16 protein-coding genes are annotated in these 19,256 nt (G+C 58.8%); all 16 read left to right on the top strand.

Annotation, left to right across the window (positions count from 1 at the left end; translation table 11 throughout):
• Positions 1 to 372: 372 nt before the first annotated feature.
• The 16 genes from WH50_RS01305 to fadA all read left to right on the top strand — a co-directional run bounded on the left by WH50_RS01305 (position 373) and on the right by fadA (position 19,030).
• Positions 373 to 2,172, top strand: a complete 1,800-nt coding sequence (locus WH50_RS01305; protein WP_110185690.1) for an acyl-CoA dehydrogenase C-terminal domain-containing protein — start codon at positions 373 to 375, stop codon at positions 2,170 to 2,172.
• Positions 2,173 to 2,287: 115 nt separating this feature from the next.
• A complete protein-coding gene (locus WH50_RS27210) occupies positions 2,288 to 2,902 on the top strand; it encodes an SCP2 sterol-binding domain-containing protein (RefSeq protein ID WP_341476816.1) in 615 nt (204 codons plus the stop codon).
• 117 nt (positions 2,903 to 3,019) lie between these two features.
• On the top strand, positions 3,020 to 4,696 hold the full coding sequence (locus WH50_RS01315) for an AMP-binding protein (RefSeq protein WP_110185691.1): 1,677 nt from the start codon (positions 3,020 to 3,022) through the stop codon (positions 4,694 to 4,696).
• Positions 4,697 to 4,809: 113 nt separating this feature from the next.
• Entirely contained in the window at positions 4,810 to 5,379 is a 570-nt protein-coding gene (locus tag WH50_RS01320) for a DUF2889 domain-containing protein (RefSeq protein ID WP_110185692.1), read from the top strand.
• Positions 5,380 to 5,570: 191 nt separating this feature from the next.
• Complete coding sequence (locus tag WH50_RS01325; RefSeq protein WP_110185693.1) at positions 5,571 to 6,587, top strand: NAD(P)H-dependent flavin oxidoreductase; 1,017 nt, start codon at positions 5,571 to 5,573, stop codon at positions 6,585 to 6,587.
• A complete protein-coding gene (locus tag WH50_RS01330) occupies positions 6,584 to 7,339 on the top strand; it encodes an enoyl-CoA hydratase/isomerase family protein (protein WP_110185694.1) in 756 nt (251 codons plus the stop codon). Before WH50_RS01325 ends, WH50_RS01330 begins: the two co-directional genes overlap by 4 nt.
• A gap of 183 nt (positions 7,340 to 7,522) precedes the next feature.
• On the top strand, positions 7,523 to 8,701 hold the full coding sequence (locus WH50_RS01335; protein ID WP_165838264.1) for a YjgN family protein: 1,179 nt from the start codon (positions 7,523 to 7,525) through the stop codon (positions 8,699 to 8,701).
• Positions 8,702 to 8,703: 2 nt separating this feature from the next.
• The gene (locus WH50_RS01340) at positions 8,704 to 9,723 is read left to right on the top strand and encodes a M48 family metallopeptidase (protein WP_110185696.1); all 1,020 of its coding nucleotides are present in this window, start codon (positions 8,704 to 8,706) and stop codon (positions 9,721 to 9,723) included.
• Between the two features lie 27 nt (positions 9,724 to 9,750).
• Positions 9,751 to 10,149, top strand: coding sequence for a hypothetical protein (locus WH50_RS26020; protein ID WP_133251212.1), 399 nt, complete (start codon positions 9,751 to 9,753; stop codon positions 10,147 to 10,149).
• Positions 10,150 to 10,195: 46 nt separating this feature from the next.
• Positions 10,196 to 12,256: an FUSC family protein gene (locus WH50_RS01345; RefSeq protein WP_165838265.1), complete on the top strand. Its 2,061-nt coding sequence runs from the start codon at positions 10,196 to 10,198 to the stop codon at positions 12,254 to 12,256.
• A gap of 50 nt (positions 12,257 to 12,306) precedes the next feature.
• Positions 12,307 to 12,519, top strand: a complete 213-nt coding sequence (locus tag WH50_RS01350) for a DUF1656 domain-containing protein (RefSeq protein ID WP_110185698.1) — start codon at positions 12,307 to 12,309, stop codon at positions 12,517 to 12,519.
• Complete coding sequence (locus WH50_RS01355) at positions 12,516 to 13,385, top strand: efflux RND transporter periplasmic adaptor subunit (protein WP_110185699.1); 870 nt, start codon at positions 12,516 to 12,518, stop codon at positions 13,383 to 13,385. Before WH50_RS01350 ends, WH50_RS01355 begins: the two co-directional genes overlap by 4 nt.
• 432 nt (positions 13,386 to 13,817) lie before the next feature.
• Positions 13,818 to 14,570 carry an electron transfer flavoprotein subunit beta/FixA family protein gene (locus WH50_RS01360; RefSeq protein ID WP_110185700.1) on the top strand — a complete coding sequence of 251 codons (753 nt, stop codon included), beginning with the start codon at positions 13,818 to 13,820 and terminating at the stop codon, positions 14,568 to 14,570.
• Between the two features lie 10 nt (positions 14,571 to 14,580).
• The gene (locus tag WH50_RS01365; protein WP_110185701.1) at positions 14,581 to 15,510 is read left to right on the top strand and encodes an electron transfer flavoprotein subunit alpha/FixB family protein; all 930 of its coding nucleotides are present in this window, start codon (positions 14,581 to 14,583) and stop codon (positions 15,508 to 15,510) included.
• 145 nt (positions 15,511 to 15,655) lie between these two features.
• Positions 15,656 to 17,824: a fatty acid oxidation complex subunit alpha FadB gene (fadB, locus tag WH50_RS01370; RefSeq protein ID WP_110185702.1), complete on the top strand. Its 2,169-nt coding sequence runs from the start codon at positions 15,656 to 15,658 to the stop codon at positions 17,822 to 17,824.
• 27 nt (positions 17,825 to 17,851) lie between these two features.
• On the top strand, positions 17,852 to 19,030 hold the full coding sequence (gene fadA / locus WH50_RS01375; protein WP_110185703.1) for an acetyl-CoA C-acyltransferase FadA: 1,179 nt from the start codon (positions 17,852 to 17,854) through the stop codon (positions 19,028 to 19,030).
• Positions 19,031 to 19,256: the final 226 nt, after the last annotated feature.

The following is a 19,256-nucleotide window of genomic DNA, read 5'->3' on the forward strand; positions in this document are numbered from 1 at the left end:
CGCTAACCCTTCTTTCAGTGCAAAGCATGTCAGTGCCTGACTCAGGCGCTGACAGCGCTTGTCACCCTGTCTCCAGACACTCATCACTTGCACATTCTGTCCGCTGCTTATGTCAGTACTCATCTTGCTTTGCGCTGTTTCGCAGGCATAACTCATAGAGTCCGCTTCATGCCTGCTGACGAGCCACTGCCTGCACCGGCTGATATTTTTTGTTAGCGAATATGGTTCGTTTTGTTATTGAGCAGGATGTGTCAATTGCAGGATTCTGTACCCCATGCCAGAGGTAGTCGCCATTGGTAGCCCGGCAGTGTCTCCAGCAGGAGGCGGGGTGGCAGAGCGACTTACAACAAGAACAATCGAGGTAGGGTTACTATGCCTGGTTACAAAGCGCCATTACGTGATATGCAATTCACCCTCTTCGAAGTCCTGGGTATCGACAAGCACTACGCTGCGTTGCCTGGCTGCGAAGAAGCCACACCTGACATGATTACTGCCATTCTGGAGGAGGGCGCCAAGTTCTCCGAGCGCGTGCTGGCACCGCTCAATCAGGTAGGTGACCGTGAAGGCTGTACGTTCGATAACGGTACTGTCACCACGCCCACGGGGTTCAAGGAAGCCTACCAGCAATATGTTGAAGGCGGCTGGCCTTCACTGGCTCACTCCCCCGAACACGGTGGTCAGGGCTTGCCTGAATCACTTGGCCTGTTCGTCAATGAGATGACCGGCACTGCCAACTGGTCGTGGAGCATGTACCCAGGCCTGTCTCACGGCGCCATGAATACGCTGGAAGCCCACGGTACGGATGAACAGAAACATACCTATCTGACCAAGCTGGTGTCCGGCGAGTGGACCGGCACCATGTGCCTGACCGAACCTCACTGCGGTACCGACCTCGGTCTGCTGCGCACCAAAGCTGAACCTCAGGCGGATGGCAGCTACAAGATCAGTGGCACCAAGATTTTCATCTCTGCCGGTGAGCATGACATGGCCGACAACATCGTCCACATTGTGCTGGCCCGCCTGCCCGATGCCCCTGCTGGCACCAAGGGCATTTCCCTGTTTATCGTACCCAAGTTCATGCCGACCACTGATGGCGGTATCGGTGAACGCAATGCCGTCAGCTGCGGTTCCATCGAGCACAAGATGGGTATCCACGGTAACGCTACCTGCGTGATGAACTTTGATGCGGCCACCGGTTATCTGATCGGCCCGGCCAACAAAGGTCTGAACTGCATGTTCACCTTTATGAACACCGCTCGTCTGGGTACTGCCCTGCAGGGGCTGGCCCATGCCGAGTGGGCGTTCCAGAACTCCCTGCCTTACGCCAGAGAACGTCTGCAGATGCGGGCACTGAATGGTCCTGCTGCACCAGAGAAAGCGGCGGATCCCATCATCGTGCATCCAGAAGTGCGCAAGATGCTGCTGATCCAGAAAGCCTTCTCCGAAGGTGGCCGGGCACTGATCTACTTCTGCTCTACGCTGGTGGACAAGGTCAAACTCAGCACCGACGATGCCGAAAAGAAAGAAGCGGATGAGCTGCTGGCACTGCTGACCCCCATCGCTAAAGCCTTCCTCACCGAAGTGGGCTATGAAGCTGCCAACCATGGTGTGCAGATTTACGGTGGCCATGGCTTTATCGCCGAGTGGGGCATGGAGCAGAACGTACGCGACAGCCGTATTTCCATGCTGTACGAAGGCACCACCCAGATTCAGGCGCTCGACCTGCTGGGCCGCAAGGTGCTGATGACACAGGGTGAAACCCTGAAACGCTTTACCAAGATGGTGCACAAGTTCTGTCAGGCTGAAGAAGGCAACGAACAGCTCAAGCCGTACGTGCAGGAGCTGGCTAAACTGAACAAGGAGTGGGGCGAGCTGACCCTGCAGATCGGTATGGCCGCCATGAAAAACCGTGATGAGGTCGGTGCCGCGTCAGTTGAATATCTGATGTACTCAGGTTACGTCGTACTGGGTTATCTGTGGGCGCGGATGGCCAAAGTGGCCAACGAAGCGCTGGCAGCAGGCAGCGATGAGGCCGGGTTCTATCAGGCCAAAGTGGCGACTGCCGAGTTCTACTTCAAGCGCATCCTGCCCCGCACCCGTGCCCATGTAGCCTGCATGCAGGCCGGTGCGGCGCCGATCATGGCGTTGGATTCAGAGCTGTTCCAGTTCTGAGGCGCCGTTCACGATCTGACGGCAGTTAATGTCACAACCTAACCCCTGCTGCCTGCGATCTCAGCCGCAGTGGGGGCTCAGCGGACGCCGGATGGGCATTGCAGTGAAGCGATTGATGAAAAAGGCCGCGGCCAATCCGGCGCTGGTGCAGGGGCTGATGGGCAATGCCGTTGGCCGTTGGCTGGTGCAGCGCCTGCTGGCCTCTCAGCAGCGCGCCTATGCCACCAGACAGGCGCGTACGGCCGCGCTCAAGGTGGAACCCGCGGCAGCCGTAGCGGAGATTGTTGTCGAACCCAGCCCGGCAGCTGTTGCCATCACGCCGGAAATGCTGGCGGTGGAAGCCATGACCAGTATGCCCGCTACGCTGACCGATACTCCTAATAATAATGACCGTTACCACGAGGATACCTCCATGTCTGCTATCGCCGCCCTGTTTCAGTCCATGCAGAGCCGTTTCAATGCCCAGGCCGCAGCCGGTCTGGATGCTGTGTTCCAGTTCGAGCTGACCGATGGTGATACCACCCATATCGTGATCGAAAACCAGACCTGCCAGGTGGTGGACGGTGAGCATGATGATCCCACCGTTACCCTGATCATGGATAGCGATACCCTGCAGCAGGTGATGACCGGTGAGCTGGACGGCATGCAGGCCTTTATGACCGGCCGCATTCGTGCCGACGGTAACATCATGCTGGCAACCAAACTCAACAACCTGTTTCCCCTCGACTGAGCACGTTCTTAGACTGGCCTGAGCTGCCACCTCAGGCCAAAACAGTCGTCGGGCGGTAAAGCCCAAGAAGGGCTTTGCCGAGCTCGTCTCTTATAAGAATAAGTTGGAGACAATGTGATGAACGCTGCCGCGACCGCAGTGACGGTGCAGCCCGCTGAATGGCCGAATCCGGAGGGATATCAGTCCATTCCCGAGGTGCTGAACCATGCCTGTAAGAAGTATGCCGAGCGCCCGGCCTATACCTGCTTCGGTCATGCCCTGAGCTATGCCGAATGGGACCGGCTGGCGGGTAACTTCGCGTCCTACATTCAGCATCATACCGACCTCAAACCCGGTGATCGCATTGCTATCCAGCTGCCTAACCTGCTGCAGTATCCGGTGGTATTGCTGGGTGCCATGCGGGCGGGGCTGATCGTGGTTAATACCAACCCGCTGTATACCTCGACAGAGATGCAGCACCAGTTTGCCGACAGCGGTGCCAGGGCACTGGTGATTCATCGCTGCATGGCCAGCAAGGCCGAACCGATTCTGGCGGGTACCCGCATTCGTCATGTCATCACCACCGAAATTGGTGATCTGCACCCCTGGCCCAAGCGGGCGCTGCTCAATGCGGCGGTGAAGTACGTCAAGAAAATGCAGCCTCCCTATCACCTGCCTAACGAGGTGCCTCTGCGTGAGGCACTGAATAAAGGCGCAGGTCAGGCGTGGAGTGAGGTCAAAGTCAATCGCCATGACACCGTCATGCTGCAATACACCGGCGGTACTACTGGCGTGGCCAAGGGGGCGATGCTGACCCATGACAACCTGATTGCCAACATGAGCCAGGTCAAGGCCCGCCTCCGCAGCGTCCTGACCGACAGCTCCATGACCTTTGTCGCGCCGCTGCCGCTGTACCATATCTACGCCTTTACCATGCACTGCATGTCACTCGGCTCGGCGGGGCACCACAGCCTGCTGATCACCAACCCGCGCGATATTGCCGGTTTCGTCAAAGAGCTGAAAAAGTGGCACATCCAGGGCTTCGTCGGTCTCAACACCCTGTTTGTCGCGCTGTGTGACAACGACGAATTCCGCCAGCTGGACTTTTCCCGGCTGGTGCTGACGTCCTCCGGTGGCATGGCGCTGTCCCATGCGGTGGCCGAGCGCTGGCAGAGCATCACCGGCTGCCCGATTCTGGAAGGCTATGGCCTGACTGAAACCTCACCGGTCGTCAGCTTCAATCCGCCCGACAACAATCAGCTGGGCACCATTGGTCTGCCGGTAGAGTGGACTGACTGCCGCCTGCTCGACAACGATGGCCGCGATGTGCTGCCGGGGATGCCCGGTGAGCTGTGTGTGCGTGGCCCTCAGGTGATGAAGGGCTACTGGCAGCGGCCGGAAGAAACCGCCAACGTGCTGACGGCGGAAGGTTATATCCGCACCGGCGACATTGCGGTGCGGCAGGAGGACGGCTTCCTGCGCATCGTTGATCGCCGCAAGGACATGATCATCGTGTCCGGTTTCAACGTGTACCCCAATGAAGTTGAAGATGCATTGATGGAGCATCCCGATGTGGTCGAATGCGCGGCCGTGGGTATACCGGATGAAAAGAGTGGCGAAGCCATCAAGGTCTTTGTGGTGCGACGCAATCCGACCCTGAACGAGGAAGTGCTGAGAACATTCTGTTTGGAGCGCCTCACTCGCTATAAGGTGCCTAAGCAGATAGTCTTCCGGGATGAATTGCCCAAGTCCAACGTGGGCAAGATCCTGCGGCGAGCATTGCGTGACTCTGATCAGCAACGTATCGCCAGTTGATTATTGATCGCCCGTCACCTTACCTCCCGGTCAGTCCCGACAGGTCTTCCTCTGGAAGCCGGGGTCATGCTGCTTGAGCAGAAGGGGCGGGCAGCAGCTTTGGGAGAAAATTTATGGCGTTGTCGCAAGCCGCGCCGCGGCGACTGATGCATACCCGTGATGTTCGTTGCCAGGGATTTTTGCGTGAGGACGGTCTGTGGGATATCGAAGGCTCGATGCAGGACATCAAGACCGATGAAACCCCGAGCCCCGGCCGTTCTGCCGGGCGCGTTGCCGCCGGTGAGCCCTTCCACCTGATGCGGGTAAGAATGACGGTGGATCTGGATCTGCTGATCCATGCCATCGAAGTGGAGATTGCCTCCTCGCCTTTTGATGGCTGCCCCAATATCAGTGACTCCTATCAGCAGTTGGTGGGCACCCGTATCGGCAAGGGCTGGAGCCGGGTCATGAAAGAGCGGGTAGGGGGCGTGCAGGGCTGTACCCATATCAGCGAACTGCTGGTACCGATGGCGACCACGGCGTTTCAGACTACCTGGCATGCACGCCAGCAGTTGCAGGAAGGCGGTGATGGCAAGTCATCCGGCAATGGTCTGGTCAACACCTGCTACAGCTGGTCGGAAAATGGCGAAGCCGTTAGACGTTTTATCCCCCACCGCTTTATCGAAGCCGAACAGAACACCTGACAGGCGTGGCCGCCAGCGGCGCTCCACGCTTGTCATCAACACGATCTGCAGTGCGCCGGCCACCCGGCGCAGGTTCGCACCTTCGTGAACCCGTTTCTGGACAGGGTTGCCCATGCGCATCTGCTAGCGTGGACGCACTGCCCGTCAGTCCACGGAACGACAAAATCAACAAGCGACTAAGGAGATTTCCGATGGCCCTGCCTGACGCATTTCAACACCTGGCCCTGCCGCTGATTTCAGCCCCGATGTTTCTGGTCTCGGGCCCTGAACTGGTGATAGAAGCCTGCAAGGCGGGTGTGATTGGCACCTTCCCGGCGCTCAATCAGCGCAGCAGTGAAGGGTTTGAGGAGTGGTTGCAGACCATCCGCTCGGCGCTGGATGAATTTGAAGCCAGCACGGGCCGCAAGGCCGCCCCCTTTGGCGTCAACCTCATCGTGCATCAAAGCAACCCGCGTTTGCAGGCTGATCTGGCGCTGTGTGCCAAATACCAAGTGCCGCTGATCATTACCTCTCTGGGGGCAGTCGCCGAGCTGGTTGATGCCGTGCATGATTACGGTGGTGTGGTGTTCCATGATGTGATCAATGTGCGCCATGCGAAAAAGGCGGCGTCAGCAGGCGTTGATGGTCTGATTGCGGTCTGTGCCGGAGCCGGTGGTCATGCGGGCACCCTCAGCCCCTTCGCGCTGGTAGGTGAGATTCGCCAGTTCTTCGACAAAACCGTCATCCTGTCGGGCTGCCTGTCCAGCGGTCAGGATATCGCCACGGCACAGATGCTGGGCGCTGATCTGGCCTACATGGGCACGCGCTTTATCAACACCCGCGAAAGTCAGGCGGCGGACGAGTACAAGGACATGATCGTTGATGCGGCTGCCGGCGATATTGTCTACACCCCGGAAATCTCCGGCGTCCCGGCCAATTTCCTGCGCCCCAGTCTGGTGGCAGCCGGGCTCGACCCGGACAATCTGGCGCCGAAGAAAGACATCGATTTTGGCAAGGAGCTGCAGGCACCCAAAGAGGGCGCCAAGGCCTGGAAGACCATCTGGTCAGCCGGACAGGGGGTGGCCAATATTCACGATGTGCCGACCGTAGCAGAGCTGGTGCAGCGGCTGCAGGACGAATATCAGGCGGCAGGCGAGCGCTTTAGCCGTCTCAGTCAGCGCTATGGTGTGGCGGCAGGCGAAGGTATCGCAGAAGGAGCGGCGCTATGAGTGACCAGATCTGTGTCAGCCGGGAAGCCGGTATCGTTCGCATCCAGCTCAATCGCCCGGATAAAAAGAATGCGCTGACCTTTGCCATGTATCAGGCCATGACCAGCGCGCTGCTGCAGGCGGCCGATGAGGATGTGCGGGCGGTGCTGATCAGCGGTTGCGCTGACAGCTTTACCAGCGGTAATGACATTGGCGACTTCGTGGCCGCAGCCAGCCGGGACTCCGACGACATTCGCATCCCGCTGGACTTTCTTCAGGCGCTGGCAGCCTGCCCGGTGCCGGTCGTGGCTGCGGTCAATGGCCTTGCCATCGGCATCGGCACCTCCCTGTTGCTGCATTGTGACTATGTGCTGGCCAGCAACGGTGCCCGTCTGCAGATGCCGTTCGTGCGTCTGGGGCTGGTGCCGGAAGGCTGCACCAGTTTGCTGATCCCGCAACTGCTGGGCCAGCGTCTGGCGTTCGAGCTGCTGGTACTGGGCAATGGCATTGATGCCGAGCGGGCTGCGCAGCTGGGGATCGTCAATCAGGTAGTGTCCGCAGAGCAGTTGTTGCCTGCGGCAGAAGCGGTGCTGGAGCAGATCTGCCAGCTGCCGCCTCAGGCCGTGCGTCTGAGCAAGCAGATGCTCAAGGGGGCGCAGGCCGATACCGTGTCCGCAGTGATCGAGTCTGAAGGGCAGCTGTTCAAGCAACGCCTGTTCTCCCGGGAAGCGCAGGCCGCTTTTGCTGCCTTTGCCCAGCGTTCAGCGAAGTAACTCCTCTCTTATCATCAGCACACATAGCACCGGTTTCTGCATGAATGCCGGTGCTATAGGCATGCATCCTTCACGTGATGCGTCATACAAAATAAAAAGCTTTGGTTCATAAAAATACAGTTTGTAAGATTTTGTTTATTTTTGGTTAAATGTTGGCTTCGTCAATCACGGATGGAACCTCAAGTGACCAATCACGACGCGACTCTTACCCCTCCCTCGACCCATGGCCTCCGCTTCAAAGGTACCGGCAAAGAATATTTCGGTATCTGGATTGTGAATGTGCTGCTGTCGATCATCACACTGGGTATTTACTCGGCCTGGGCCAAGGTGCGCAGCAAACGCTATTTTTACGGCAACACCCAGCTGGCGGGTGATCATTTTGAGTATCTGGCGACGCCGATGCAGATTCTGATCGGACGTATTATCGCGGTCGCTGCTCTGGCCTGCTGGAGCCTGCTCAATAACCTGCAGCCCGTGGTCGCCGGAGTAGTGGCCCTGATCTTTGTCTGCTTTATTCCCGTGCTGGCGGTACGCAATCTGCGCTTTGATGCCCGTATGTCGCGTTTCCGTAATGTCTGCTTTGACTTCAAGGGCGGCTATGTGGAGGCATACAAGGTAATGTTTTTCTACCCACTGCTGGGCTATCTGGCGGTCAGCGTTGTCGTTGGCATCGTTGGAGTGATTTTTTTTAATCCACGTACTCTGATACTGGCTATCGTGCTGGGCAGCATTGTCGGTCTGGCCGCCATGGTATGGGCCTATGCCTGGGTCACTGCCGCTTTGCACCGATACATCATGAATAACTACTGGTACGGCAATCAGGCCTTTTCTGCCGAGATCCAGCAAGGGCAGTTTCTCAGGATTGCTCTGGCTGCAGCACTGGTGTTTGTGGTGCTAGTGGCGGTGCTACTGGCCGTGCTGGGGGTGACCGGGGTGTTCTCCCTGAGCAGTTTGTCCAGCCTGACAACCGGAGGCACTGAGTCGGTTGCCGACATCTATACTCTGATGATCGTCTGCTACGTTGCCTTCGCGCTGGTGGGGGTGATCATCAGCAGCTACAGCCGTGCGCGGGTGCATAACTATGTGCTGTCACAGACCCGGGTGGCGGATCTGGCACTGTCTTCACGGATGCCCGTCTGGGGCTATGTCGGTCTGGTGCTGACCAATGTGCTGCTGACTGTCTGCACGCTGGGGCTGGCCTATCCGTGGGTTCGTGTACGCAGTGTTCGCTATGTCAGCGAAGCGCTGGCGGTGCAGGGTGATCTGTCGCTGCAGCAGGTTCATGGCAGTGCCGGACAGGGGCAGGTGGCCATTGCCGATGAGCTGAGCAATGCCTTCAATATTGAAGTCGGTGCCTTCTGATCATGTATGTGGTCAGTGGTCATCTGCTGGAGCCGGGAGCTGCTGCCCGGCATCCGGCGCAGCTGCACTGCGATCAGCACGCGCTTGCCCTGCATAGTGAGGTGAAGAGTGCGGAGTGTGGCTGGCGTGCGGTGCAGGTGTCGGACGATCTGGGCTCGCTGCCCAGAACCCTGACGTTCAGCGATGGCTGGATTTTCACTCCGCAGGATGTGCCCGCCTTCAATCAGCTGTTGCATCAGTTACGCGGTCGTTCCTGGTTGCAGCGCCTTGAGGGTAGTCTGCGCTGGATTCTGCTGGCGATGGTTGTCACTGTCGTCAGCGGCTTTGCGGTCTACCGCTATGGGGTGCCCTGGCTGTCTCAGGCTATTGCGCCCCATGTGCCCATCAGCGTGCTCGAGCTGATGGGCAAGCAGACGCAGGTGGTGCTGGACCATGCGGGCTTCACACCAACCCAGCTGACGGTGCAGCGACAACAACAGCTGCAGCAGGCGTTCGCGCAATTGCTGGCAGAGCTGCAGCAACAACACATGGCGTTCCGCGTGCCACCGAAGCTGGTGTTCCGCTCTTTCGAGCAGGGGCCGAATGCCTTTGCCCTGCCTGATGGGACAGTAGTACTGACCGACCAGATGGTGGCGCTGGCGCGCAATGACCGACAGCTGCAGGGCGTCTTGCTGCATGAGCTGGGGCATCTCTATCACCACCACATGATGACGCGACTGGTACAGAGTTCGATTCTGTCGGTGGCGGCAGCAATGATGATCGGTGATGGCAGCGGCGTGGCAGATACGCTGTCGGGTGCCGGGGTATTTCTGATGACCATGAGTTATTCCCGCGACCATGAGCGCGAAGCCGATGCCTTTGCTGCCAGCGTGCTGAGGACGCAGGATCACAACACCGAGGCGTTGGCCAGTCTGTACAGGCTGCTGCTGGCGGATAAAAAGGAAGGGGCGGTGCCCGTCTGGCTTAGCACCCATCCTGGCTTGCAGGAGCGGATCGAGGCATTGCAGCAGGCCCGGGAGTAACCTGTCTGTGTTGTCGCTCAGCGCCAGATGGACCGCTCATCTGGCGCTTCTTCTTTATGCCTGCCTGCTGCCATTGCCCTCATCTTCTTGCGCAGTGTTGCGTCATTTCCTTCACTGTTGAGTGTTGCATACAGGCATCTGCGCGTTCCTGAGTGGATGTTGGTCAATGATGCAGGACTGCTGTATCTTTGCTGCGCACGTACTGAACTGTCTGTGTTTCAATCTATTTTATTGTTGCGTGAATGGTTTTTCGGGCGCTTTGCAGATAGGCGGGCCAGCGTGGCTAAGGCGCGGCAGATCCTGAACACGTTCCCGGGCAATACGCAGCCGATGGTGCACAGGTTCAAGGGCAGTTGTCGGACGGCCATCTATAGTCATTGTGTAGTCATTCTTTCCTTCAGCTGTGGCGTACCGGGTCTGCCCTGATCAGAGGCAGCCGTTATCGTTCATGGTGCTGATTCTGGGACCGCTTATGCTGAAAGCCTTGCTGTCTGCTCACTTCGCCAGAGACAACATGATCTTTGCCATCAAGATGTTCATCGCCTCCATGCTGGCCTTGTATATCTCACTGGCAATGAGTCTGGAGCGTCCGGCCTGGGCCATGGCAACGGTGTACATCGTTGCCAATCCACTGTCTGGCGCGGTGGCCTCCAAGGGGATCTTCCGTATTCTGGGCACTGTTGCCGGCGGTGCCATGGCGATTGCCATCGTCACCACGCTGGTCAATTCGCCCGAGCTGATGTCGCTGGCCATGGCCTGCTGGGTAGGCTTTTGCCTGTTTGTCTCGCTGCAGGACCGCACACCACGCAGCTACTTCTTCATGCTGTCCGGCTATACCGCCGCCATCATCGCCTTTCCGGTGGTGGATAACCCGCAGCAGGTATTCATTACCGCTGTGGCGCGTATGGAAGAAATCATTCTGGGTATTGTCTGTGTGACGCTGGTCAGCCATTTGATCTTTCCCCGCCATATCGGCCCGGTGCTGGCCGGCCGTATTGATGGGGCACTGGCTACGCTGAGCAAGGCCGCACGGGATATTCTGGCCCCGCACAAAGGGGACATCAGCGTGGTGGAAGACGTCAAACGCCTGGCGGCCTCCATCAGCGAGCTGCATGGTCTGGCCATTCATCTCAACTATGAACCTTCCTCCCTGCGCGGCATGACCCGCCCGCTGCAGGCGCTACAGCATCAGATGGTGCTGCTGCTGCCGGTGCTGCTCGAGATCAACGACCGGATCAATCAGCTGCGCAGTCTGGAACTGAAAGCGCCGCAACCCCTGCGGGAGCTACTGGACGATATTCTGCAGTGGCTGGAGTCCAGCCATCGTCGTGATCTGACCCGGTCGGCCGAGTTTATCCGGCGTATCAGTGCGGTCGAGCAGGAGTGCGTGCGTGAAACGCCCTGGCTGACGGCTATGGAGCTGAGTGCGCTGACGGCGTTACGCACCTTCATTGAACGCTATGCTCAGTGCTGCCAGATGTGGATGGATATCCGCAGCGGCAATATCGATATGGACCGCTATCCGTTGGGTGACAGCAAGGGGCGTTTTGATCTGCACCGTGACCGCGGGGCGGCCATGCGCTCAGGCGTAGCGGCGCTGATCAGTGTCGGGCTGGCCTGCGCATTCTGGTATGTCAGTGCCTGGAACATGGGCAGCACCTTCGCCATGATGGCGGCGGTGGGCTCCTCCATTCTGGCCTCCATGGACAACCCGGTGCCAGCCATGCTGAGCTTTGTACGCTATACCGTCGCCAGCCTGTTCTTTGTGTTCATCTATGTCTGCGGGGTATTTCCCGCTATTGATGGCTTCCCGCTGCTGGTGCTGGCGTTGGCGCCGGTGTACCTGTGGTTCGGCTCGATGCTGTTCAATCCGGCCAATACCCTGACCGCGCTGCCGATTCTGGTGAATACGGCGATGCTGCTCAATATCACCAACAACGCAACACTGGACATGGCCGCACTGGCCAATTCTGCCGCTGCCATGGTGCTGGGCTTCCTGCTACCGGCGCTGGTGATCAGCTTTATCAGCGCCATGACCGCCGAGCACAGTGCCTGGCGCTTACTGCGTCACAGCTGGCGCGATCTGGCGGAGGCGGCGCGGGGTGAGCATCTGTATTCCGCTGAGCACTTCACCCGCACCATGCTGGATCGTATCGGGCTGTTGTCTGCCCGGCTGGCCAGTGCGCCACGGCTGACGGCGTCGGCCCAGACCATCTGGGGTGAAAGCGCCCTCGGCACTCGCCTGACCATCCTGCAGCGACTGCATCCTGAACTGCCGCCGATGATGCAGGGTCAACTGCAGCGACTGCAGGGCAATATTCATGACTACTACGCCGCCAAGGGCGAAGGGCGCAAAGCCGACCCGCACCTGCTGGACGGCAGTCTGGCCGAGCATCTGGTGGAGCAGCTGCTGCACCTGCCCGCTACCTCCAGCCGGCGGCAGGCGATGCTGATGCTGGTGGGGGTGAAGCGCTGTCTGGCGCTGATCCAGCAGGCGGAACTGAATTCTCAGGCAGCGCCGACGGTGGTGTAGAACACCATCGTGCGCGGGGCCGCCAATGATCGACGAGAGGTGGACGAGCCATGACCGGTGAGTCAGATATCTATGGTGTGTTTGTGCCCAGCCTGCTGGTGCTGGTGGTGGTTACCTACATTCTCCACCGCCTGCTCGGCTGGGGGCTGGCAAAAACCAGTGTGTATAAATGGGTCTGGCATCCGGCGCTGTTTGATCTGGGCCGTTATGTGGTGCTGTTGTGGGTGGTAGACCGGGTAGTGCGACAAGGGGTGAGCCTATGAATACGGTTATGGCGGTGATCCGCGTCATTCTGACGCTGGTAGTGGTGGCGTTGGCCTGTCTCTGTGCCTGGCAGTTGTGGAGCTACTACATGCAGTCGCCCTGGACTCGCGATGGCCGCATCCGTGCCGACGTGGTGGAGGTGGCGCCTGATGTGGCCGGTCTGGTGGATCAGGTGGTGGTAAAGGATAACCAGGAAGTGAAGGCGGGCGACGTCCTCTTTGTGCTCGACCAGAAACGTTATCAGCTGGCGGTGCAGCAGGCGGAAGCGGCACTGAAAAGTGCCGAGGCGCAGCTCGGGCAGGCACGGCGTGATCAGGCGCGTTATGACAGCCTGAGCAATCAGGTGGTGGCCCGTCAGCAGAAGGATCAGGTCAGCACGGCCAATCTGTCGGCGCAGGCGCAATATGCCGAGGCAGAGGCTGAACTGGCGCTGGCCCAGCTCAATCTGGCGCGTACCGTGGTCAAGGCAGCGGTCAATGGCATCGTCACCAACTTCTCCCTGCGCCCCGGTAACTATGTCAGTGCTGGCAAGGCGGTGGCCGCGCTGGTGGATACCGATTCCTACTACGTCAACGGCTATTTTGAAGAAACCAAGCTGGAGCGCATCCATATCGGCGATAAGGTCAGCATCGTGCCCATGGGTGATCACCTGACCCTGAACGGCAGGGTAGAAAGCATCGCAGCCGGTATTGAGGACCGGGAGCGCAGCAGCAGCTCTAACCTGCTGGCCAACATCAACCCCACCTTCAGCTGGGTGCGACTGGCGCAGCGGGTGCCGGTACGTATTGCGCTGGATAAGGACGATGCCGCCAAGGTACGCCTGCTGGCGGGGCGGACCGTAACGGTGCGGGTGCTCTCTGAATAAGCGCTGTCTGCCTGAGTGTTGCTTGTATAAGCGCTGCCAGAATCGCCCTGGCCGGAATCCCTACCGGCTCTTCTCCCTGAGCAGCGATGAACGAAATTGTCATTTCATGCTGCGCTGATCAGCAACGTGCTCTTTCCGATTTTCTCCTGTGTCTGGTTCTGCACTGCGCCATGCTGCCATCACTGAAGAGTGGTGATAGTGGCCAGTGGCGCTATTTTCTGCACTTAAATGACCGGATGTCAGCTACTCTGGCAGTTAGACCCGTTGCGGGATGATTTCTTTTGTCAGTGACACTGGCCATTTTTGTTATTGTTCCCTGCGACTGCCGCACTAGTATGGAGCGATCACGTTAACCGCGTTCTGTGCAGTAGCACGCGGGCATCGCATCACACCGGCTCACTTTGCTGACGCTAAAGAATAAGAAGGGGCTCTATGAAAGTCTTAGTCGCAGTCAAACGTGTCATTGACTACAACGTCAAAGTGCGGGTCAAGGCAGATCAGACCGATGTTGATCTGGCCAACGTCAAAATGGCCCTCAATCCATTCTGTGAAATCGCTGTCGAAGAAGCGGTACGCCTGAAAGAGCAGGGCGTGGCCACTGAGATCGTGGTGGTTTCTATCGGTGATAAAGCCTGTCAGGAACAGCTGCGCACTGCGCTGGCTCTGGGGGCTGACCGCGCCATTCAGGTCGATACCGCTAACGGCCTGGACTCCCTCAATATTGCCAAGCTGCTGGCTAAGCTGGTCGAGCAGGAGCAGCCCGGTCTGGTCATTCTTGGCAAGCAGGCCATCGACTCCGACAACAACCAGACAGGTCAGATGCTGGCGGCGCTGACCGGTATGCCTCAGGCAACCTTCGCCTCTGCTGTGGTGGTAGACGGGGACAAGGTCAGCGTCACCCGTGAAGTCGACGGTGGCCTGCAAACCCTCAACCTCAACCTGCCTGCCGTGGTGACCACGGACCTGCGTCTCAATGAGCCGCGTTATGCCTCGCTGCCCAACATCATGAAGGCCAAGAAAAAGCCGCTGGATGTGAAGACTCCGGCCGATCTCGGCGTGACGATCAAAAACCATGTACAGCTGTTGAAAGTCGAAGCACCTGCTGAGCGTCAGGGCGGTATCAAGGTCGCGTCGGTGGAAGAGCTGGTGGCCAAACTGAAGAACGAAGCCAAGGTGTTGGGTTGAGGAGCAGACGATGAGCATTCTGGTTGTAGCAGAACACGATAACCACAGCCTGAAACCGGCGACCCTCAATACACTGGGCGCGGCACAACAGCTGGGTAGCGACATTACCGTACTGGTCGCCGGCCAGCACTGCGGCGCGGTTGCCGAACAGGCGGCCAGAGCGGCGGGAGTGAGCAAGGTCATTCTGGCTGACTCACCCGCCTACGCCCAGCAACTGGCGGAAAACATGGCCACCCTGATCGTGGCTCAGGCTGCCGGGTATGACTACGTGCTGGCGCCCGCCACCACAACCGGCAAGAACGTATTGCCGCGAGTGGCTGCCCTTTTGGATGTCGCGCAGCTGTCCGACATTATCGCAGTAGTCAGTGCCGATACCTTCAAGCGTCCGATTTACGCTGGCAATGCCATCGCCACCGTGCAGAGCCTGGACCCGGTGAAAGTGATCACCGTGCGTACCACCGCTTTCGACGCTGTGGCCGCCGAGGGCAGCAATGCTGCCATTGAAGCGGTAGAGGCAGGTCAGGACTCCGGCCTGTCACGCCATGTCAGTGATGAAGTGGTGGTGTCTGACCGTCCTGAGCTGACTGCCGCAGGCATCGTGGTTTCCGGTGGCCGTGGGGTAGGCTCGAAGGAGAATTTCGCGGTGATTGAATCGCTGGCCGACAAGCTCGGTGCAGCGGTGGGTGCTTCCCGTGCCGCTGTGGATGCAGGCTTTGCTCCCAACGATATCCAGGTGGGCCAGACCGGCAAGATCGTCGCGCCTCAGCTGTACGTCGCAGTTGGTATCTCCGGCGCTATTCAGCATCTGGCCGGGATGAAGGATTCCAAGGTCATCGTCGCTATTAACAAGGATGAAGAGGCACCGATTTTCCAGGTGGCCGATTATGGGCTGGTAGCGGATTTGTTTACTGCGTTGCCGGAGCTGGAAAAGCAGGTCTGAGCGCGTTGTTACGATCTCTTGATCTGCTCGCTGCCAGGCTGCGGCAACAGCGAGAGATCGTGAACCGCTTGATACCCGCAGCAGTATTCACAGGGACGGCGAGTCTGTCGCCTCCCTTCCAAGGCTAAAAATAAGAGGAACCACCATGGAGTTTTCAGGTCAGGCCATTCAGGTCTCCGCTCTGGGCGATGGCATCTACGAGGTGTGCTTCAATCTGGCGGGGGAGTCGGTCAACAAGTTCAATCAGACCACCCTCAATGAACTGAAGGACGTGGCAGCTGGTCTGACCGCGACCGCAGGCATCAGGGGGGTACTGTTCAGCAGCGCCAAGGATGTGTTTATCGTCGGCGCTGATATCACCGAATTCAATCAGATGTTCTCGGCTTCCGAAGACGAGATCAAAGGCCATATCGCTGGCCTGAACGCCATCTTCAACAGCGTTGAAGATCTGCCTTGCCCCACCGTGGTGGCGATCAATGGAATCGCGCTGGGCGGCGGCTTCGAGATGTGCCTGTCCTGCGACTTCCGCGTCATGAGCGAGAGTGCCAAGGTCGGTCTGCCTGAAGTCAAACTGGGTATCTATCCCGGCTGGGGTGGTACCGTGCGTCTGCCACGTCTGATCGGGGCTGACAATGCCGTCGAGTGGATCTGTACCGGTGCGGAGAAACGTGCCGATGCCGCCTTCAAGGACGGTGCTGTTGATGCCGTGGTCAGCGCTGACAAGCTGCGTGATGCGGCACTGGACTTGTTGCAGAAAGCCATTGCCGGTGAATTCGATCACAACGCCCGCCGTCAGGAAAAGCAGAGTGCGCTGCCGCTGTCCGAAATTGAAAAGATGATGGTGTTCGAGAGCGCCAAGGGCGTGGTCGGTGCCAAGGCCGGTCCTCACTATCCGGCACCGATGGAAGTCATCGCGACGATCCAGAAAGCCGCCCGTCATGGTCGAGACAAGGCGCTGGAAATCGAATCCAAGGGCTTTGCCAAGCTGGCCAAGACTTCGGTGACCGCCTCTCTGGTAGGGCTGTTCCTTAAAGACCAGTTCCTTAAGAAACAGGCCAAAACCTATGAAGCCAGTGCTCAGCCAGTCAAACAGGCAGCGGTACTGGGCGCCGGCATCATGGGGGGCGGAGTGGCCTATCAGTCGGCGGTGAAAGGCACGCCGATCATCATGAAGGACATCGCTCCCAAGGCGCTGGAGCTGGGCCTGAGTGAGGCCAACAAGCTGCTGCTGAAGCAGGTTGAACGCGAAAAAATCACTGCCGAGCAGATGGCCCGCACCCTGAACCAGATTACCCCGGCTCTGTCGTACGGCGAGTTCGGTCATGTTGATCTGGTGGTCGAAGCCGTGGTGGAGAATCCCAAGGTCAAGGCGGCGGTGCTGGCGGAAGTGGAAGGTATGGTGCGCGACGAAACCATTCTGACCTCCAACACCTCGACCATTTCCATCAGCCTGCTGGCACAGTCGCTCAAGCGTCCGGAAAACTTCTGCGGTATGCACTTCTTCAACCCGGTGCACCGTATGCCACTGGTCGAGGTTATCCGTGGTGAGAAAACCAGCGAGAAGGCCGTAGCTACTACGGTTGCCTACGCCAGAGCCATGGGCAAAACCCCCATCGTGGTCAATGACTGCCCGGGCTTCCTGGTAAACCGCATCCTGTTCCCCTATTTCGCCGGTTTCTCCAAACTGATGGCCGATGGCGCAGATTTCCGTCAGGTCGACAAGGTGATGGAAGGTTTCGGCTGGCCCATGGGCCCGGCCTATCTGCTGGACGTCGTCGGCATGGATACCGCCTGTCACGCTGACAAGGTGATGGCAGACGGCTTCCCGGATCGCATGGCCCATGAAGGCACAACCGTGATCGAGAAGCTGTATGAGCTGGGTCGCTATGGGCAGAAGAACAATCAGGGCTTCTATGTCTATAAGGAAGACAAGCGCGGTAAACCCAAGAAAGTGGTGGATGACAGCGTCTTCGCGCTGCTGCGCGATATAACCGGCGAGCAGAAGGCCTTTGAGGCGGACGATATCATCGCCCGCATGATGATCCCCATGTGTATCGAAACCGCCCGCTGCCTGGAAGACGGTATCGTCAGCAGTGCAGCTGAAGCGGATATGGGCCTGATTTACGGCATCGGTTTCCCACCGTTCCGTGGTGGTGCGCTGCAGTACATCGACGCCATGGGCATGGCGGCCTTTGTTGAGCTGGCATCCCGCTATGCGCACCTCGGCAAGCTGTATCAGCCCACCGAGCGCATGCTGCAGATGGCACAACAGGGTGAAACCTACTACCCCGCAGCGACCCCAGCCAGCCACTGATCAGGTACGGAGAACAGAATAATGACAATGTCCAAACTGCAACCCAATGATGTGGTGGTGATCGACTGTGCCCGCACCGCCATGGGTAAATCCAAAGGTGGCGCGTTCCGCAATGTGCGCGCCGAGAATATGTCCGGTGAGCTGGTTAAGGCGCTGTTCGCCCGCAACCCCGGTGTTGATCCCAACGACGTGGAAGACCTGATCTGGGGCTGCGTCAACCAGACCAAGGAGCAGGGCTTCAACGTCGCCCGTTCGGTGTCACTGCTGGCCGGGCTGCCCATCAGCGTGGCGGCACAGACCGTCAGCCGTCTGTGCGGTTCATCCATGGCAGCGCTGCATACCGCGGCGCAGGGCATCATGACTGGCAACGGCGATGTGTTTGTGGTCGGCGGTGTTGAGCACATGGGACACGTTAACATGCTGCACGGTCTGGACCTCAACCCGGCCATGAGCAAGCACGTGGCGAAAGCCTCGATGATGATGGGCGTCACTGCAGAAATGCTGGCCCGTATGCACGGTATTGGCCGTGAGCCGCAGGATGCCTTTGGCGCCCGCTCTCACCAGCGTGCACTGGCCGCTACCGTGGAAGGGCGTTTTGATCGTGAAATCATCGGTATCGAAGGTCACGACGAGAACGGTTTCCGCAGCCTGATCAACCGTGACGAAGTGATTCGTGAAGGTGTTACTGCCGAATCACTGGCTGAGCTGCCTCCGGCCTTTATTCCCAAGGTAGGGACGGTGACTGCCGGTACCTCATCTGCCATTTCCGACGGTGCTTCAGCGATGATCCTGATGTCAGCCAAGCGCGCTCAGGAGCTGGGGCTGAAGCCCATCGCGGTCATCCGTGCCATGGCGGTATCGGGTTGTGACCCTTCGATCATGGGCTATGGTCCGGTGCCTGCGACCCAAAAGGCGCTGAAGCGTGCTGGTCTGAGCATGGAAGACATTGACATCATCGAGCTGAATGAAGCCTTTGCGGCACAGGCACTGCCAGTGCTGAAAGACCTCAAGGTGCTGGACAAGATGGATGACAAGGTCAACCTCAATGGCGGCGCCATTGCCCTTGGCCACCCCTTCGGCTGCTCCGGTACCCGTATCTCCACCACCCTGCTGAACGTGATGCAGCAGCAGGATGCCACCCTCGGTCTGGCCACCATGTGTATCGGTATGGGCCAGGGTATCTCCACCATCTTCGAACGGCTCTGATCGCTCGCTGCCCCGGCTTGCCGGGGTGAGCGTTGGCCTCGAAGGCGTCCTTCCCGGCCTCTGTCCTGCGTCACACGGCACGGTGGACAAAGGCAGGGAAGGGCGTCGGTGACCGGTCTGTCCCGCAGTCTGACGGGTCACCTGCTCTGGCGGAGAATCGAGCTGTATCGCCGCCGGAGCGCCCTTTGTTTTACATGTTCGTTGAGTTGACCAGGGGCGGCACCCT

The organism is Pokkaliibacter plantistimulans (genome assembly GCF_003194385.1).
In the GTDB taxonomy this organism is placed as follows: Bacteria; Pseudomonadota; Gammaproteobacteria; order Pseudomonadales; family Balneatricaceae; genus Pokkaliibacter; species Pokkaliibacter plantistimulans.

Excerpts from the sequence above, each read along its gene's own strand:
- WH50_RS01320 (WP_110185692.1), top strand. The coding sequence starts at position 4,810 with ATGGCGTTGTCGCAAGCCGCGCCGCGGCGACTGATGCATACCCGTGAT.
- fadA (WP_110185703.1), top strand. The coding sequence starts at position 17,852 with ATGTCCAAACTGCAACCCAATGATGTGGTGGTGATCGACTGTGCCCGC.
- WH50_RS01305 (WP_110185690.1), top strand. The coding sequence starts at position 373 with ATGCCTGGTTACAAAGCGCCATTACGTGATATGCAATTCACCCTCTTC.
- WH50_RS01340 (WP_110185696.1), top strand. The coding sequence starts at position 8,704 with ATGTATGTGGTCAGTGGTCATCTGCTGGAGCCGGGAGCTGCTGCCCGG.
- WH50_RS26020 (WP_133251212.1), top strand. The coding sequence starts at position 9,751 with ATGGACCGCTCATCTGGCGCTTCTTCTTTATGCCTGCCTGCTGCCATT.
- WH50_RS01325 (WP_110185693.1), top strand. The coding sequence starts at position 5,571 with ATGGCCCTGCCTGACGCATTTCAACACCTGGCCCTGCCGCTGATTTCA.
- WH50_RS01345 (WP_165838265.1), top strand. The coding sequence starts at position 10,196 with ATGCTGAAAGCCTTGCTGTCTGCTCACTTCGCCAGAGACAACATGATC.
- WH50_RS27210 (WP_341476816.1), top strand. The coding sequence starts at position 2,288 with ATGAAAAAGGCCGCGGCCAATCCGGCGCTGGTGCAGGGGCTGATGGGC.
- fadB (WP_110185702.1), top strand. The coding sequence starts at position 15,656 with ATGGAGTTTTCAGGTCAGGCCATTCAGGTCTCCGCTCTGGGCGATGGC.
- WH50_RS01360 (WP_110185700.1), top strand. The coding sequence starts at position 13,818 with ATGAAAGTCTTAGTCGCAGTCAAACGTGTCATTGACTACAACGTCAAA.
- WH50_RS01355 (WP_110185699.1), top strand. The coding sequence starts at position 12,516 with ATGAATACGGTTATGGCGGTGATCCGCGTCATTCTGACGCTGGTAGTG.
- WH50_RS01330 (WP_110185694.1), top strand. The coding sequence starts at position 6,584 with ATGAGTGACCAGATCTGTGTCAGCCGGGAAGCCGGTATCGTTCGCATC.
- WH50_RS01365 (WP_110185701.1), top strand. The coding sequence starts at position 14,581 with ATGAGCATTCTGGTTGTAGCAGAACACGATAACCACAGCCTGAAACCG.
- WH50_RS01350 (WP_110185698.1), top strand. The coding sequence starts at position 12,307 with ATGACCGGTGAGTCAGATATCTATGGTGTGTTTGTGCCCAGCCTGCTG.
- WH50_RS01315 (WP_110185691.1), top strand. The coding sequence starts at position 3,020 with ATGAACGCTGCCGCGACCGCAGTGACGGTGCAGCCCGCTGAATGGCCG.